Here is a 13,089-nt window from a genome sequence, read left to right as displayed (position 1 = left end):
CTTATGGCAACCAAGAAAAAGGAATTGCTGGAGCAGGAAAATTCCGCTCCTGAGACCACGGTTCCCGTGGAGAACACTCCGCCCCCTGATGAAGCGCAGGCTGATATGGCGGCGCCTTCTGATGGCGGCGATTTGAATGAGCTGCTGGCCTCTATGGACCAGACTGATGAAGATGCTGCCCCCATGGCGGATGGCGGTACCCTCCCGGAACTTACCGAAAGCGAGGTGTTTAGTACGGCAGCTGCCGATACTGCGGCGGCAGACGCCCTCCCCGGCGAGGACGACACCGCTGTTCTGGCAGAGGGCCCTGACAGTGATGATGGCGAAGATACCTCTGCTGTTCCCGCTGATGATAGTGCGGTCGATGTCCCCGGTGAGCCTGTTTCTGAAGCGGCTGAGGAACCGGAACCGCCCAAGCCCAAGCGGGCCACCCGCAGGAAAAAGACCGCGCCGGCCGAAAGTATGGAGCCGGCGGAAGGAGTTCCCGCAGAAGCAGAGCCTCCTGAGCCGATGGCTCCCGTTGAGGAAGATGCGCCGTCTGATGATAGCGAAGCGGCTGCGGCAGAAACTCCTGCCGCTCTGGCCGAACCGCCGGCAGAGGCAGCCCCTACTCCCGCTTCTACTCCCAGGCGCACCGCCGCTCCCCGCCGCAGAGAGCCTTCGATCCTTACCATCCGCAGCCGGGAAGATGTGGAGACACAGGAAGACCGTGAGGACATCATCTGGCATGAGATCCACAACGCCTACCGCACCCGCCGCATCCTCACCGGCAAGCTGGGCGGCATTGAGCAGCTGGACAACCGCAAAACGGTGGCTGTGGTGGACTACAAGGGATTCAGAATCATCATCCCCCTGAAGGAAATGATGATCAACCTGGGCCGCAGCCCCTCCGGCCAGGAATACACTGACCTGATGCTGCGCCAGAACAAGATCCTGGGGAATATGCTGGGCGCCGACATTGACTTTGTGGTGCGGGGCATTGACTCCAAGACCCGCAGCGTGGTAGCCAGCCGCCGGGAGGCCATGATGCGCAAGCGCCAGACCTTCTATTTCGATTTGGACCCGGATGGGATGTACCGCGTCTACGAGGGCCGCATTGTCCAGGCCAGGGTCATCGCTGTGGCGGAAAAGGTCGTCCGTGTGGAGGTGTTCGGCGTGGAATGCTCCATTCTGGCCCGCGACCTTGCCTGGGACTGGATCGGCGACGCCCATGAGCGGTTTGCTGTGGGCGATGAAGTGCTGATCCGTATCCTCAGTGTACGGCGCAACAGCCTGGAGGACCTGGGCATCCGGGCCGACATCAAGAGCACTTCGGAAAACACTGACCGGGACAACCTGCAGAAGTGCCGCATCCAGGGCAAATACGCCGGAAAGGTCACCGATGTTCATAAAGGTGTGGTCTATGTCCGGCTCGCCAATGGCGTCAATGCGGTAGCCCACTCCTGCTATGACTACAGGATGCCCGGCAAGAAGGATGATGTGTCCTTTGCCGTCACCCGCCTGGATATGGAGCGGGGCGTGGCCGTGGGCATCATCACGCGGATCATCCGGCAGAATTTGTAATGCACAAAAGCCGCTTGGGAAGTGCCGAATGCGCACTTTCCAAGTGGCTATTTTTATTACTATGCACTGTTACAAAACTCTATTTTTTCTCAATGTTAATAACTCGTTGTGTCCAATTTCGGTAAAAGGCTTCTTCATGCGATACGAGCAGTACCGTTCCCTCAAAAGTTGAAAGGGCTGTTTTCAAAGCCTCTTTTGCCTGTACATCTAAATGGTTTGTAGGTTCATCCATAATTAAGAAATTGCAGGGAGTCAGAGTAAGCAGACACATTTTTACCTTTGCCTGCTCTCCACCGCTTAATGTTCCTATGGCCTGCATAGCGTGTTTACTGGAAATCCCACATCGCGCCAAATGTTTGCGGACATCTTTTGTCACCATATTGGGATAAGCATTGGCAACAATTTGAATGGGCGTCAATTCAGGTTCTTGCCACTCTAAATCCTGTTCAAAATATCCGATAGTAACCTGATCGGAAAATTTGAAATGGCCCTGCATAGATGGAATTTCCCCAATCAGGGTTTTTAACAGTGTCGATTTTCCAATCCCATTAAATCCAGTAATAACAACTTTTTGTCCTCCCTTAATGCTAAATTCAACGTTTGATAAAACGGGGTAATGGTAGCCAACTGCCAGATGTTTCACCAACAAGTGTTCTGTATTGGTTAATGGAAGTACGGGAAAATGGAAGTACGGAATAATTTCCTTTTGGTCTAAGGCCTCCATCTTTTCCATCCGGTCAAGCTGCTTTTGTCGTCCTCTCGCCATCTTTGCTTTTCTTCCCGCTATGTTCTTCCGTATAAATTCCTCCGTCTTTTTAATTTCCTTTTGCTGGGCCGCATATTGTCTTACATAATCTTCCCGCAGCAAAGTTTTCTTTCGCAAAAATTCGGAATATGTGCCATAGTATTTCGTGATAGTATCGTTATCAATATCACAAATGCGGTTCGCTATCTTGTCCAGAAAGCCATAATCATGGGAAACTACTAAAAAAGCATTTTCCAAAGCAGATAAATATTCTGCCAGCCATGTCACATGGTCTTTATCAAGGAAATTGGTCGGCTCATCCAGCAACAAAACATCCGGTTTTTCCAGCAGCAACTTCGCTAAAATTACTTTGGCTCGTTGTCCGCCACTCATTTCTGCAATCGAACGGTCAAGGCCAATAGCCAGAAGTCCTAACCCATTGGCGACACGCTCAATGGCTGTATCTATCGAGTAAAAATCGTGGGCTTCAAGCTGCTCCTGATAATGGGCGGCCAGTTCAAGGCTTTTCATATCGCCGTCAGCAGCTTTTTCATAGAGCTCCATTGCCTGTGCTTCCATATCAAATAGCTTTGAGAAAGCAGATTTAAGGAATTCCTTCATCGTTAGGGAATGGTCAATTTCCGCATATTGGTCTAAATAACCAACCGTAGTATTTGGTTGCCAGACGATACGCCCGCTGTCTGGAATGATCTGCTCCGTACAGATTTTGATTAAAGTGCTTTTGCCGGTTCCGTTCTGTCCGACAATACCAATATGTTCCCCCTTGTTGAGTGTAAAGCCTGCATTTTTGTATAGCACATTCTCTCCAAAAGAGTGTGTCAGTCCGTCAATTTCTAATAAGCTCATGTTTATCAATCCTTTCCTGTATATTCTGGACAAAAGAAAACGGCAGAAAGCAAAGATACATAAGTGTATCTGCCTTCTGCCTCTGGCATAGTAGCTCAAAAACAAAAGGCTATGGACAAAACATTGTCCATAGCCTCATACACATTATAACTGCATGGGAAGCCACTTTCTAAAAATGGGTATAAAATCCCCTTTGATGGCTTCCCGATGAAATCTAAATGCGTCGTTTATACGCTATACTCTGCACAATGTTTCATCGGTATGGATTGTACAGAGTCGATTCTCTTTTTACGCTGATCGGTTAAATGAAAATTCATATTCATGGCTCTATCTCCTTTTGAGAGGTATAACCCCTATTTTTAATAATACTATGGAAAACATGGTTTGTCAATCATGATACGCCGTTATTGCCCTGCTCCTAATAACAACGCATTTTACAAATTAGATATTGCCTTTTTTTTAAAATATGCTGTATTTAATTTTGAAAATGTGCTATACTGATATTTAGAAAGGGGCGATCACATGAATCTGAAGAAAATAAGTTTTGGAAACTTCAAATGTCTTTATAAGGCATCTTTTGAGCCGGGAAAGGTCAATGTATTTATCGGAGCCAACGGCTCTGGTAAATCCACCATTCTGGAAGGAATCGGTTTGTTAAGCGCGGCCATGACTGATCGGGTTGATGCTGCCAGTCTCCAGCGCAAGGGAGTTCGTCTCAGTGTTCCTGCCCTCTATAAGTCAAATTTCAAGAGCATCAACCGGCTAAAGTCTACCGTTGATCTTTCTTTGGAATGGGATGATGGTAGCAGCTCGGATGTGTACCAGTATGATGTTCACTTAACTACCCCTACGGATACAGAGTACTGGAAATATCATTCTGAAGCATTTTTCCAGAATGGCGAAAGGTTATGGGGACGCAGCAACGCCTCTTCCCAGCAGAGTAACAATTATATTGGTTTCTTTCTCATTGATGATGCGATCAACTTGAATGCCAGCCGAAAAATTGCAGAGGATTTTTCGGCATATGGTATTTTTCAGCCTAACACAATTACATTGCGCGGTACTGCACCTGACACGACCCAAACGACCCCGATTGGGTTGAACGGCGGCCGCCTCGCAGAAGCTATTAAGGCATTGATCCACTCCGAGGATGATGAAGTGTTTTTCGGAAATCTCTATATGGACGACATTCTCGATATGATTGACTGGGCCGCTGACATTACAGTGGCTGCCCCGAAGAAAAGCAATATCAACGCCAATGTTCCAACTACTCGTGATATTATCGAGTTCACAGACCGCTACATGAAAGACACCGCTCAGTTTACCGGCTACGATGCAAGCGAAGGCGCTCTTTATGTACTATTCATGCTTGCACTGGCAATGCACCCGCAAGGTCCATCCATTTTTGCAGTAGACAGCTTTGATCACGCATTAAATCCGCGCCTGGCAAAAAAAATGATGGAGGTCTTCTGCAATCAAATTTTGCAACAGGGCAAGCATGTTTTTCTGACTACCCATAATCCGCTTGTCTTGGATGGATTGGATTTGAACAATGACAATATTCGCTTGTTTGCAGTGGATCGTGATTCCAACGGCTACGCCCAGATCCAGCGTATCAAAGTTTCTCAGGAACTGATCAATGAAGGCCAGCCGCTGTCCCGGCTTTGGATCAATGGCCGGTTGGGAGGTGTGCCTACTCTGATATGAAACACATAGGAATTGTTTGCGAAGGTCCCACCGATTATATTATTTTGAAAGGTGTTATTGACCAGATCACTGGGGCAAAAAACACATATGTCATGCTCCAGCCAGAAAATGACCTGACCGGAAAATACGGGAACGGATGGAAAGGCGTCTGGAAATGGTGTTATGACAATGCATCTATCCGTAAGGAATTGATGAAGGGCATCCAGCCGGCTCTGGATTTTTTAGTTATCCAAATGGATGGTGATGTATCACGGAAAGAAAAATCTTCTCATTGCTGGTGCGAGACGACACAATGTGTTCATAAGGGAGAATGGAATCCTTTAGAGTGCGATATTACCCCCGAAGGGCGAGCTGTCTGTCCCATCGTTCTCCCGTGCCCGGGGCATACTGCTTCTGTAGCAGGATATGTGTCCCACCTCAAAGGCCTCCTTACCACATGGCTCAAAGAAACAGATGATACCTGTATTGTTATCCCATGTGACAGTACTGAGGCCTGGATTGTTGCAGCATATGATCAAACCGATGGAATTGAGACGATTGAAGAGCCGTGGGAACATATCATTGCACACGGGAAATATTATCACAACATTCGGATTCCAGGCCAGAAAAAGCGCACCCGCATATTTGAGCAGTTTGTACCTACTGTCTGTGAGAACTGGTCCAAAGTAACCGAACTTTGCCAGAGCGCACATGATTTCGAGGAATCTCTTTTGGCACTTGTATAAATTCTTCAGCCGCATAAAGGCCGCATGGGATGCAAAACCCCATGCGGCCTTTATGTTTTGCCCTTGAAATCAAATTTCTATGAGCCTGATCTCTCGCCCCTGAACATGGGCATCGCGCAGCGTGAACAGCGTCCCCCCTTTGTCCCGTCCATCATACACCGCAATCACACGTTGCGACTGGGCAACCATATAGCGATTGCGGTTCATGTAGCACGAAGGAACATAGTGGTCGGAGATCACTTTCACGCCATCGCAGGCATGGCGAGTGTTCTTATAGCATTTGAAAAGCTGTAAGAACACTCGTCTTTTTTTGTTGCTTTTGTTGCTTTCATCCGGCGATAGTGGATGGGGCGTAGTTGACGACTACGCCCTTTCTTGTGTTTACGGACACCTCCGGCGCGGGTAGCGGGATCAGCTCCGGGATCTCAACGACCCCTACGCAGTTATAGTGAATACGGAGCCGCTGTTCCCACACACCGTCTATCTTCTCGGCGTTGAACACTTCGATCTTCTCGATGAGCTCGTTCAGCATCCGGGGAGTCAGCTTGCGGGCGCGGGTGTATTTGCGGACCAGGGAGATGAACATAGTGAGCGACCACGGCGGCAAGGGCGTTCTCGTCGCCGCTTACGGCTGCCAGGATCACCGGCACCGGAATCGACTTCACTTGTCCGGCCATTCAAATCCCTCCTTCATCAGGTACTCGCGCAATTCTTTCAGCGTAACGAGCCGCCGCTTGGATACGGTCTGATGGACGATGTTCAGCTTCTCGCTGATTTCACGGTCCGTCATTTCCAGGAAGTAGGCAAGCAGGATGACATCTCGCTTGCCCTCCGGCAGCTGCGCCAAGGCGTCAGCCAGAAGATCGCCGGTCACGACTACCGGGAGTCCCAGCACTTCAAAGACATGCTCGCTCATAAAGTGCTTGTCCCACACGGCGGTCTGCTCCAGTTCAGAAGCTGTCAGCTCGCCCAGGGATTTCTCCTGGGATTGGAGACTGGCAAGTTCGCGCTGGATGTACCGGGCCTCATTCTTCAAAACCTTGACGCAGAAAGCGCCAAACTGATTTTGAATACGCTGCTCATAGGAGTCTTTCATTTTCTCACCTCCCTTCGCGCCGCACGGGTGCGGGGTGGTGATCTCCTCCCTTTCGCCTCAGTAATGCAAGGCTTGCGATTTTGGCAACCGCGAGCGGGAAGAAATTTTTATGAAAGGCTCCGCTGTATAGCGAAGGCCCGCATAAACAGCAAAAAGCGCCTGTCTGCAAAACGCAGACAGGCGCAAATGAACTATTAAACGCTTTTATGTAATCATACAGTTCATACTCATAAGCAGAATGTGCCCCGGTGGTGACCGGGCTTTTTTTGATGGTGCGGGTATTGTCTTATTTTGTCGAAATTCTCCTTGCCTCACGGCGGCTCCCTCCTAAAGCCGCCATAATCTTTAGCGTGTGGTCGTCGTTCCTTTTGGGGGACAAAAAGCGGCGGCCTTGATATTCAAAGCCGCCGCGATAAAAGGGCATGGATAGTGTCTGCTGAACGACGGCTTTTTTTCTTTTGCCGTCGCCCGGCAGATAGATTTCAGCTATGACTGTTCTTGTAAGATAGTTTGTGCCTCACTCTCGCTTATGTAGCCATATTGGATCATTTTCTGGACAACATACTCTTGACGTTGCTCTGCCAGTTCCGGGTTTGCGGTCAATGAATAAATCGAGGGCGCATTGGGAATACCTGCCAAAAGTGTACATTCATAATCCGTCATATCTATGGGGGCTTTCCCAAAATATCCTTGACTTGCATCGTAAATACAGTAGTAGCCGTCTCCGAAATAGATGGAATTGACATACAACTCTAAAATCTCGTCTTTCGTATAGGCGTTTTCCAGTCGGAAGGCCATAAACATCTCAGCAATCTTACGGATAAAACTTTTTTCCTGCGTGAAATACAGGTTTTTGGCAAGCTGCTGTGTTATGGTGCTGCCACCCTCACGCAGACTCCAAGAGGTCAGATTATTCCAAGCGGCTCGGCCTATGGCAATCAGGTCGATCCCAAAATGCTGTTCAAAACGGTGATCTTCTACCGCCACAACGGCGTCCAAATAAATCTCCGGGATTTCAGCAAGGGTAGTATAATTGGGATCGGCTTGAATCTCTGCGACTTTCTGATCAAGAGGTTGCTCGGCAAGTGCATCACGGTACATTTTATAACCAAATCCGCCCAAAACACTGCCAGCAACGAGCATGGCCAGCATCGCTAGAGCGAAGAAGCGAAATAGGAACTTTCTTATTCTTTTCATACTGCACCTGCCTTTCCGTTTGAAATAGCGTCTATGTCATAGGCTCCGGCTTACGAATTGCCACCGTATTGTTCCTGCACGGCGGCAGGCATTTCATCAAATTGCACTTCCGCCCAGGTGACAACGCCTCGGAATGGAGCCACCTTCAGACATAGATATGCATCGTCAGTGAGAATTCGGCTCGTTTCAAAGCTCAGTTCTCTTTCTGCCCCGGTCTCGTCGTAGGTACTTAATGTGTAGCGATAATTCATCGCTCCATGCGGTGCAATCTCGGTTACACAGTCATTATCAATTTGCGTGTAGTAGTCCGAGCTTCTCTGTGTAGCCAGAAAAGCAACGATGATAAACGCTACCAACAAAATAGCTATGGAAGCAATGATGATTGTTTTTTTCTTTGCGTTCATAATGAGTACTCCTTATTCAATCTCAATGGATACGGTTCCGTCCGCCTGGTCGCCCCACACTCCGATATAAGTGCTTGTGCCATCCACTTCAACTGTGCCATCGTACTCACCGCTCTCCGAGAGAAGAATGGTCGGATCATCTGCACCTGAGCGAAGAAAAACCGCTGCCTTGCCACTTTCGAGAGAAAGAGAACAGGTGATGTGGAGTGTACTTCCCGCTTCGCGCTCCAGGGTAGTACCACCAAACAAAATCTCTGTACCTGCAAAATCGGAATACGTTGCTTCATAGGACCCCGTGTAATCATCTGCACCGTTCTTTTTGTGGCCTTGCAGTTTACTTTGGGGCGTCAGCGCAGCAGTCCCCGCATCATCAACAAATTTGCCAAAGGCTTCCAAGATGCTGTTTTTTGCCTGACCGTCATCAGCTTCGGATAAAGCATCAAGGGCCTGATTAGTGCCATCCGCCAATCCGTTCAGTACAATATCCGTGCCATCCGTCAATCCACTTAACACAGCATCCGTACCGTCTGCCAACGACTGCATGACCGTTGAGCATCCAGACAGGCTGACGACACAAAGAAGCGCACAAAGAAAAACGCAGATTTTACCTTTATAGTTTGATTTTCGCATGAACTCTCTCCTTTCGTTAGGCGCGACGCCTGCCGCGACCTTTTTTGGCTTTTTTCTTTTTCGTATTGCTCGCCTTTTTGCTGGGGCGGGAAAGCAGCAATATTGCCATCGTCAAAACCAACACTGCCGCTATGCCTGCCAGCGCCAGCAAAGTGCTTGGGGCCTGTGTAGCGCCGTTATACGCCTGCATATCAAAACCGGCGAGAATCAGCGCCGCCGAAAACGGGTAGGCAGAGAGCAGGAAGCCGCTCTTGAAGAACAAAATGCAATACCCCAGGAAGAACGTCAGAAGCGACCCGCCCAGGTAGGCCCCACGCATCTGGCCGAAAATCAGGATCATCGGCATACAGACCAGGCTGGTATTGAAAGCGGCTGCGACTAACTGCACGCCCTGCCGCAGCAGAACAGCGGCAGAAAGCCCATCCAAACCAGCGAGCGTGCCGGTCAGAACCGTTACGGCTACACTATAAATCCCAAACAGGATTGACAGGAAAATCGTGACGATCAGTTTCCCGCCCAGCAGCTTTGGGTATGATACCGGCACCGTCAATAGATTCTTCATGGTGTCATTTGTATTCTCACGGTCGATCAGCCAGCCGCCGATCATGACAAGCGAGATTGGCAGAAAAATCTGCGTGTTTCCCCAAATCACATTGGCAAACAGTTTGACAAAATCAAAGTTCTGATCCCGCATCTCCGGGTTGATAATCAGCTGGGTGCCATACTGCACGACAGGGCAGAGCGCCAGAGCCACAATACCAACCAGCAGGATCTGGCAGCGCCGCAGCTTGCGCCATTCTCCTTTTAGAATACTCCACATGACTTTACACCTCCTTAACAGCTCTGACGCTTATAGACCAGCGCGATCAATGTCAGGAACACCGCCGACTCCAGGATAACGACCAGGAACGCCTGAGGCGTTGTCACAAAGTAAGGACTGATCCGTTCCATCAATTCCGTCATCTGTGCGCTGGAGCTGGATGTGTCCAGATACTGAAAGAACCAGCGGAAGGTCAGCGGTCCAGGTAACAGCGTACCCGCATTGAACCCAAAGGGCTGCATGATGAAATAGTCGTTGGTGCCAAAAATATAGTTGACCGCCGTATAGAAGAACGTGATGATTACGGAGATAATGTAACTACGGTTCAAAAGCACCACCAGGAGGACGCAGGGCAACGCCCCGGCCCACATCATAATTCCCTGTCCGATGCCTACAAAAAACAGCTTCCAAAAGCCGACCGGCTCCAGCCCGGATGCCAGCACGATAGCCAAATTGACCAGGCCGCCGACAGCCATAAACGCGACGGAAAACAGAAACAGCAACGTCATCTTCGCCAAGGCCAGCGCAGGTTTGCTCACGGGAACAGTCATCAGGTTCTTTAGGGTATCGTTGTCCTGTTCTTCAAAGAGCAGATTCGATGCCAAAACCACCACAGCGGGCATCAGAAGCAGATAGGCGCTCAACTGGAACAGAGTGGACATCAGGCGATCCACCGCTTCCGCGCCACTTGAAAACTCCTGCATCTCCGGCAGAAACAGCGCACATCCCAAGGGGATCAAAGCCGAAATGGCCGCAGCCGCAAAGAACAGGGGCTTTCGTTTTAGCTTGGCAAACTCACAGCGCAAAAGTTTAAGCAATGCCCTCACCCCCTGTAACCTGTTTGAAGTAATCTTCCAGAGTGTCCTCATATGACAATGCCTTTCGGTGTCTATCTGCGTTACTACTTCTGCTATAATTGGCGCAAAACTTTGAGACTATCTTTTTTGCTCTCTCTGTTTTTCGAGCTGACCCAACTCAGCGGCCTGTATTTTGTCTATCCAGGCAGCTACCGCCTGTTTGACGTAGACGACCTGATCGTCAACACTGCGGGCAGCATGATTGGATTTGCCTTGGCCGGGCCAGTGAGCCATCTGCTGCCTACCCGACAAGAATTGGATACCGTTAGTTTCCGGCGGGGTGCGTCCATCTCCTTTACGCGGCGTGTTTTCTCATTTCTGGCCGATATGGCTTGCCTGACCTTTGCATCAGGTATTCTGGCCGTAGTTGTGGTCTCGTTTGGAATCACTCTCTCCATTCAATGGATGCCAGTTCTATTTATTGCCTACTTTGGGCTGCTGCCCATTTTGCTCCACGGTCAGACGCCCGGCAAACGGCTGACCCGCATGAAAATCATGCAAAGGAATGGCGATGCGGCACATTGGTATCAATATTTTCTGCGCTATGGCCTGCTGATTGCAGGTCTGGTCGGAGCACCATATTACTTGAACCGGCTACTATTTATTCTGATGGACGTATTGCATCTGGACAGTTTAGCATCACTCGTACTGCATGGGTTACTGATCGGTGGGTATTTGTTCTGGCTATTCTTTGCCGGGATTCGTATGGCCCTGCACAAGCCCTTGTTCTATGAGCGATGGTCACGGACAAAATTGGTAAGCACGGTGAAACACACATCGAATTGAGCATTGGCTTGATATTCATACTTTTTTGCGTCTAACAAAACTTCAAAAAGCATTTATAATGCCAAAAATCAGGGATAGGGCGAATGGCTAAAAACCATTCGCCCTATCCTTACTTTTGCGCTGTATTTTTTGCCCGTTATCTGCAATATGAATTATATTGGTGTGTTTGTCAAACGAAAATGTGAGCAAAAGGGCCCCAAAAAAGTGAGCACCTTCAGCACCAGATTTCATGTCGTGAGCAATGCTTTTCCCAAGTACCAAATGCTCACCTTTTGAGTACCCGGAAAGATGAGGGCCTTTTGCAAGAGTGGGTACCCTGGGGGGCCTAATGCTCACATCAGTCCCCTGGGGGGGGCCAAACGCTCACATCGGTGTCCAAAGCCCTTTTGCACTAATTTTGAGTACCCTAAGTGTATGCTCTCTGGCGGTTTAGGGACTGGGTAAGCCGGTAGCTCTCCCCAGAGAAAATCACAATATGGCTGTGGTGAATAAGCCGGTCAACAAGTGCCGCAGTCAGGCGGTTGTCGCCAAAGACGGTGTTCCACTGAGAGAACTCCAGGTTTGAGGTAATAATCAGGCTCTTGCGCTCGTAGCAATCGGAAATCACTTGGAACAGCAGTTCAGCGGCATCCTTGTGCAGAGGGACGAAACCAATCTCGTCAATCACAACAAGCTCTACCTTTTTCAGCGTATCCAGGTAGTTGTTCAAGGTCCCCTTGGTGTTCTTCTCCAGCAGGATGTTTGCCAACTCCGCCGCAGTAAAGAAGCGGACACGCCGCCCCTCCTGGCAGGCTTTCAAAGCAATAGCCGTAGCCAGATGGGTCTTTCCCGTCCCAACGCTCCCCATAAAAATCAGGTTTTCTTTTGGGGCAAGGAAATGGAGGTCGGTCATGTATTCCTGTGTCAAGCCGCCAGGAAGTTCAATGGCGGAGTTCCACACAAAATCATCCAGTGTCTTCATCACCCGGAAACCAGCCGTCTTTACCATGCGGTTAATCCGGTTGGCCTCTCGTTCCTGTAATTCCAGCGTCAAGAGGTCGGTCACATATTGCTCGGTATTTTCGTAGGGGACGCTCCGCCAGCCTTTCGCCATGCCGCCCAGCTTCACTTGCCGCATGAGCTGTTCAATCTGTTCAGCCATGAGCCTCACCTCCCATCAGGCCATCATAGGCTGAGAGGTTTGGATTGTAGTTCAGCAATGGGGCTCCGGAGAGTTTAAGCGGATCTGGGCGGTACTCCTTCTTGGCAATCATGTAATAACACTGCCGCAGGCTGTCCACATCGGCCCGGCCATTGGCGGCTGCCATTTCCAGAGCATCATCACAGAACTCAGAGTTTCCGTCAGCAACGATTTCGCTGAGAAGTTGCAGGGCGCTCTTCCGCTCTTTTCCCTTGGTGGAAGCAAGATAATCCTGCCACCGTTGCGGCATTTGGTGGAAGAAACGGGTATGCTCAATCGCTCCTGGCTTTTTGCAGAGGGTGGACACATACTGCGTCCAGTCGTAGACCTCATCATTGGTTTTGTAGCTTCTGGGAAAGCGTCCAACCGGTCTGTGGTCGTGGTAAAACGCTACATGGTCATAGAAGATTTTGGCCTGTACTTTTTCGCCGGCCAGCATGGGAGATAGCCCGTATTTATTCGTCTCAATCGTTGCAAAGCCTGTTTTACTCACGGTAAGCGTCGTTTACCAC

At 49.6% G+C, this 13,089-nt stretch carries 14 protein-coding genes; 4 read left to right on the top strand and 10 right to left on the bottom strand.

What is annotated here, in order from left to right:
* The first annotated feature begins 3 nt into the window (after window positions 1-3).
* The gene (locus B5E42_RS00895; protein ID WP_087235998.1) at window positions 4-1,563 is read left to right on the top strand and encodes a S1 RNA-binding domain-containing protein; all 1,560 of its coding nucleotides are present in this window, start codon (window positions 4-6) and stop codon (window positions 1,561-1,563) included.
* A gap of 79 nt (window positions 1,564-1,642) precedes the next feature.
* Here B5E42_RS00895 and B5E42_RS00890 read toward each other — a convergent pair whose 3' ends face one another.
* Window positions 1,643-3,175, bottom strand: a complete 1,533-nt coding sequence (locus tag B5E42_RS00890) for an ABC-F family ATP-binding cassette domain-containing protein (protein ID WP_087231533.1) — start codon at window positions 3,173-3,175, stop codon at window positions 1,643-1,645.
* 522 nt (window positions 3,176-3,697) lie between these two features.
* Between B5E42_RS00890 and B5E42_RS00885 the strand changes: the two genes are divergently transcribed.
* Entirely contained in the window at window positions 3,698-4,882 is a 1,185-nt protein-coding gene (locus B5E42_RS00885) for an ATP-binding protein (RefSeq protein ID WP_087231530.1), read from the top strand.
* Complete coding sequence (locus B5E42_RS00880; RefSeq protein WP_087231527.1) at window positions 4,879-5,607, top strand: hypothetical protein; 729 nt, start codon at window positions 4,879-4,881, stop codon at window positions 5,605-5,607. Before B5E42_RS00885 ends, B5E42_RS00880 begins: the two co-directional genes overlap by 4 nt.
* A 328-nt stretch (window positions 5,608-5,935) precedes the next feature.
* Here the strand turns inward: B5E42_RS00880 and B5E42_RS00875 are convergent, their stop codons facing one another.
* The 7 genes from B5E42_RS00875 to B5E42_RS00840 form a co-directional block, all read right to left on the bottom strand.
* Window positions 5,936-6,139: a DUF4368 domain-containing protein gene (locus B5E42_RS00875; protein WP_242962721.1), complete on the bottom strand. Its 204-nt coding sequence runs from the start codon at window positions 6,137-6,139 to the stop codon at window positions 5,936-5,938.
* 129 nt (window positions 6,140-6,268) lie between these two features.
* The gene (locus tag B5E42_RS00865; protein WP_087231524.1) at window positions 6,269-6,703 is read right to left on the bottom strand and encodes a sigma-70 family RNA polymerase sigma factor; all 435 of its coding nucleotides are present in this window, start codon (window positions 6,701-6,703) and stop codon (window positions 6,269-6,271) included.
* A 486-nt stretch (window positions 6,704-7,189) separates the two neighbouring features.
* A complete protein-coding gene (locus B5E42_RS00860) occupies window positions 7,190-7,900 on the bottom strand; it encodes a biosynthetic peptidoglycan transglycosylase (RefSeq protein WP_087231521.1) in 711 nt (236 codons plus the stop codon).
* A 50-nt stretch (window positions 7,901-7,950) separates the two neighbouring features.
* Window positions 7,951-8,304, bottom strand: coding sequence for a YxeA family protein (locus B5E42_RS00855; protein WP_087231518.1), 354 nt, complete (start codon window positions 8,302-8,304; stop codon window positions 7,951-7,953).
* A gap of 12 nt (window positions 8,305-8,316) precedes the next feature.
* Window positions 8,317-8,934, bottom strand: a complete 618-nt coding sequence (locus B5E42_RS00850) for a hypothetical protein (protein ID WP_087252957.1) — start codon at window positions 8,932-8,934, stop codon at window positions 8,317-8,319.
* Window positions 8,935-8,950: 16 nt separating this feature from the next.
* Window positions 8,951-9,754 carry an ABC transporter permease gene (locus tag B5E42_RS00845; RefSeq protein ID WP_087231513.1) on the bottom strand — a complete coding sequence of 268 codons (804 nt, stop codon included), beginning with the start codon at window positions 9,752-9,754 and terminating at the stop codon, window positions 8,951-8,953.
* A 14-nt stretch (window positions 9,755-9,768) separates the two neighbouring features.
* Entirely contained in the window at window positions 9,769-10,581 is an 813-nt protein-coding gene (locus B5E42_RS00840; protein WP_242962729.1) for an ABC transporter permease, read from the bottom strand.
* A 42-nt stretch (window positions 10,582-10,623) separates the two neighbouring features.
* Between B5E42_RS00840 and B5E42_RS00835 the strand changes: the two genes are divergently transcribed.
* Window positions 10,624-11,397, top strand: coding sequence for a VanZ family protein (locus B5E42_RS00835; RefSeq protein ID WP_242962720.1), 774 nt, complete (start codon window positions 10,624-10,626; stop codon window positions 11,395-11,397).
* A 406-nt stretch (window positions 11,398-11,803) separates the two neighbouring features.
* Here B5E42_RS00835 and istB read toward each other — a convergent pair whose 3' ends face one another.
* Window positions 11,804-12,538 carry an IS21-like element helper ATPase IstB gene (istB, locus tag B5E42_RS00830; protein ID WP_087231493.1) on the bottom strand — a complete coding sequence of 245 codons (735 nt, stop codon included), beginning with the start codon at window positions 12,536-12,538 and terminating at the stop codon, window positions 11,804-11,806.
* Window positions 12,531-13,070, bottom strand: a complete 540-nt coding sequence (locus B5E42_RS00825) for a hypothetical protein (RefSeq protein ID WP_140400329.1) — start codon at window positions 13,068-13,070, stop codon at window positions 12,531-12,533. Before B5E42_RS00825 ends, istB begins: the two co-directional genes overlap by 8 nt.
* Between the last annotated feature and the right edge of the window lie 19 nt (window positions 13,071-13,089).

Origin of the sequence: Flavonifractor sp. An10 (assembly GCF_002161215.1) — a bacterium.
GTDB lineage: Bacteria > Bacillota > Clostridia > Oscillospirales > Oscillospiraceae > Flavonifractor > Flavonifractor avistercoris.
This window is presented reverse-complemented; position numbering and strand designations above follow the sequence as displayed.

Coding starts and splice junctions, on each gene's coding strand:
- B5E42_RS00835 (WP_242962720.1), top strand. CDS start 10,624: ATGACAATGCCTTTCGGTGTCTATCTGCGTTACTACTTCTGCTATAAT.
- B5E42_RS00880 (WP_087231527.1), top strand. CDS start 4,879: ATGAAACACATAGGAATTGTTTGCGAAGGTCCCACCGATTATATTATT.
- B5E42_RS00855 (WP_087231518.1), bottom strand. CDS start 8,304: ATGAACGCAAAGAAAAAAACAATCATCATTGCTTCCATAGCTATTTTG.
- B5E42_RS00845 (WP_087231513.1), bottom strand. CDS start 9,754: ATGTGGAGTATTCTAAAAGGAGAATGGCGCAAGCTGCGGCGCTGCCAG.
- istB (WP_087231493.1), bottom strand. CDS start 12,538: ATGGCTGAACAGATTGAACAGCTCATGCGGCAAGTGAAGCTGGGCGGC.
- B5E42_RS00890 (WP_087231533.1), bottom strand. CDS start 3,175: ATGAGCTTATTAGAAATTGACGGACTGACACACTCTTTTGGAGAGAAT.
- B5E42_RS00895 (WP_087235998.1), top strand. CDS start 4: ATGGCAACCAAGAAAAAGGAATTGCTGGAGCAGGAAAATTCCGCTCCT.
- B5E42_RS00865 (WP_087231524.1), bottom strand. CDS start 6,703: ATGAAAGACTCCTATGAGCAGCGTATTCAAAATCAGTTTGGCGCTTTC.
- B5E42_RS00885 (WP_087231530.1), top strand. CDS start 3,698: ATGAATCTGAAGAAAATAAGTTTTGGAAACTTCAAATGTCTTTATAAG.
- B5E42_RS00860 (WP_087231521.1), bottom strand. CDS start 7,900: ATGAAAAGAATAAGAAAGTTCCTATTTCGCTTCTTCGCTCTAGCGATG.
- B5E42_RS00875 (WP_242962721.1), bottom strand. CDS start 6,139: ATGCTGAACGAGCTCATCGAGAAGATCGAAGTGTTCAACGCCGAGAAG.
- B5E42_RS00850 (WP_087252957.1), bottom strand. CDS start 8,934: ATGCGAAAATCAAACTATAAAGGTAAAATCTGCGTTTTTCTTTGTGCG.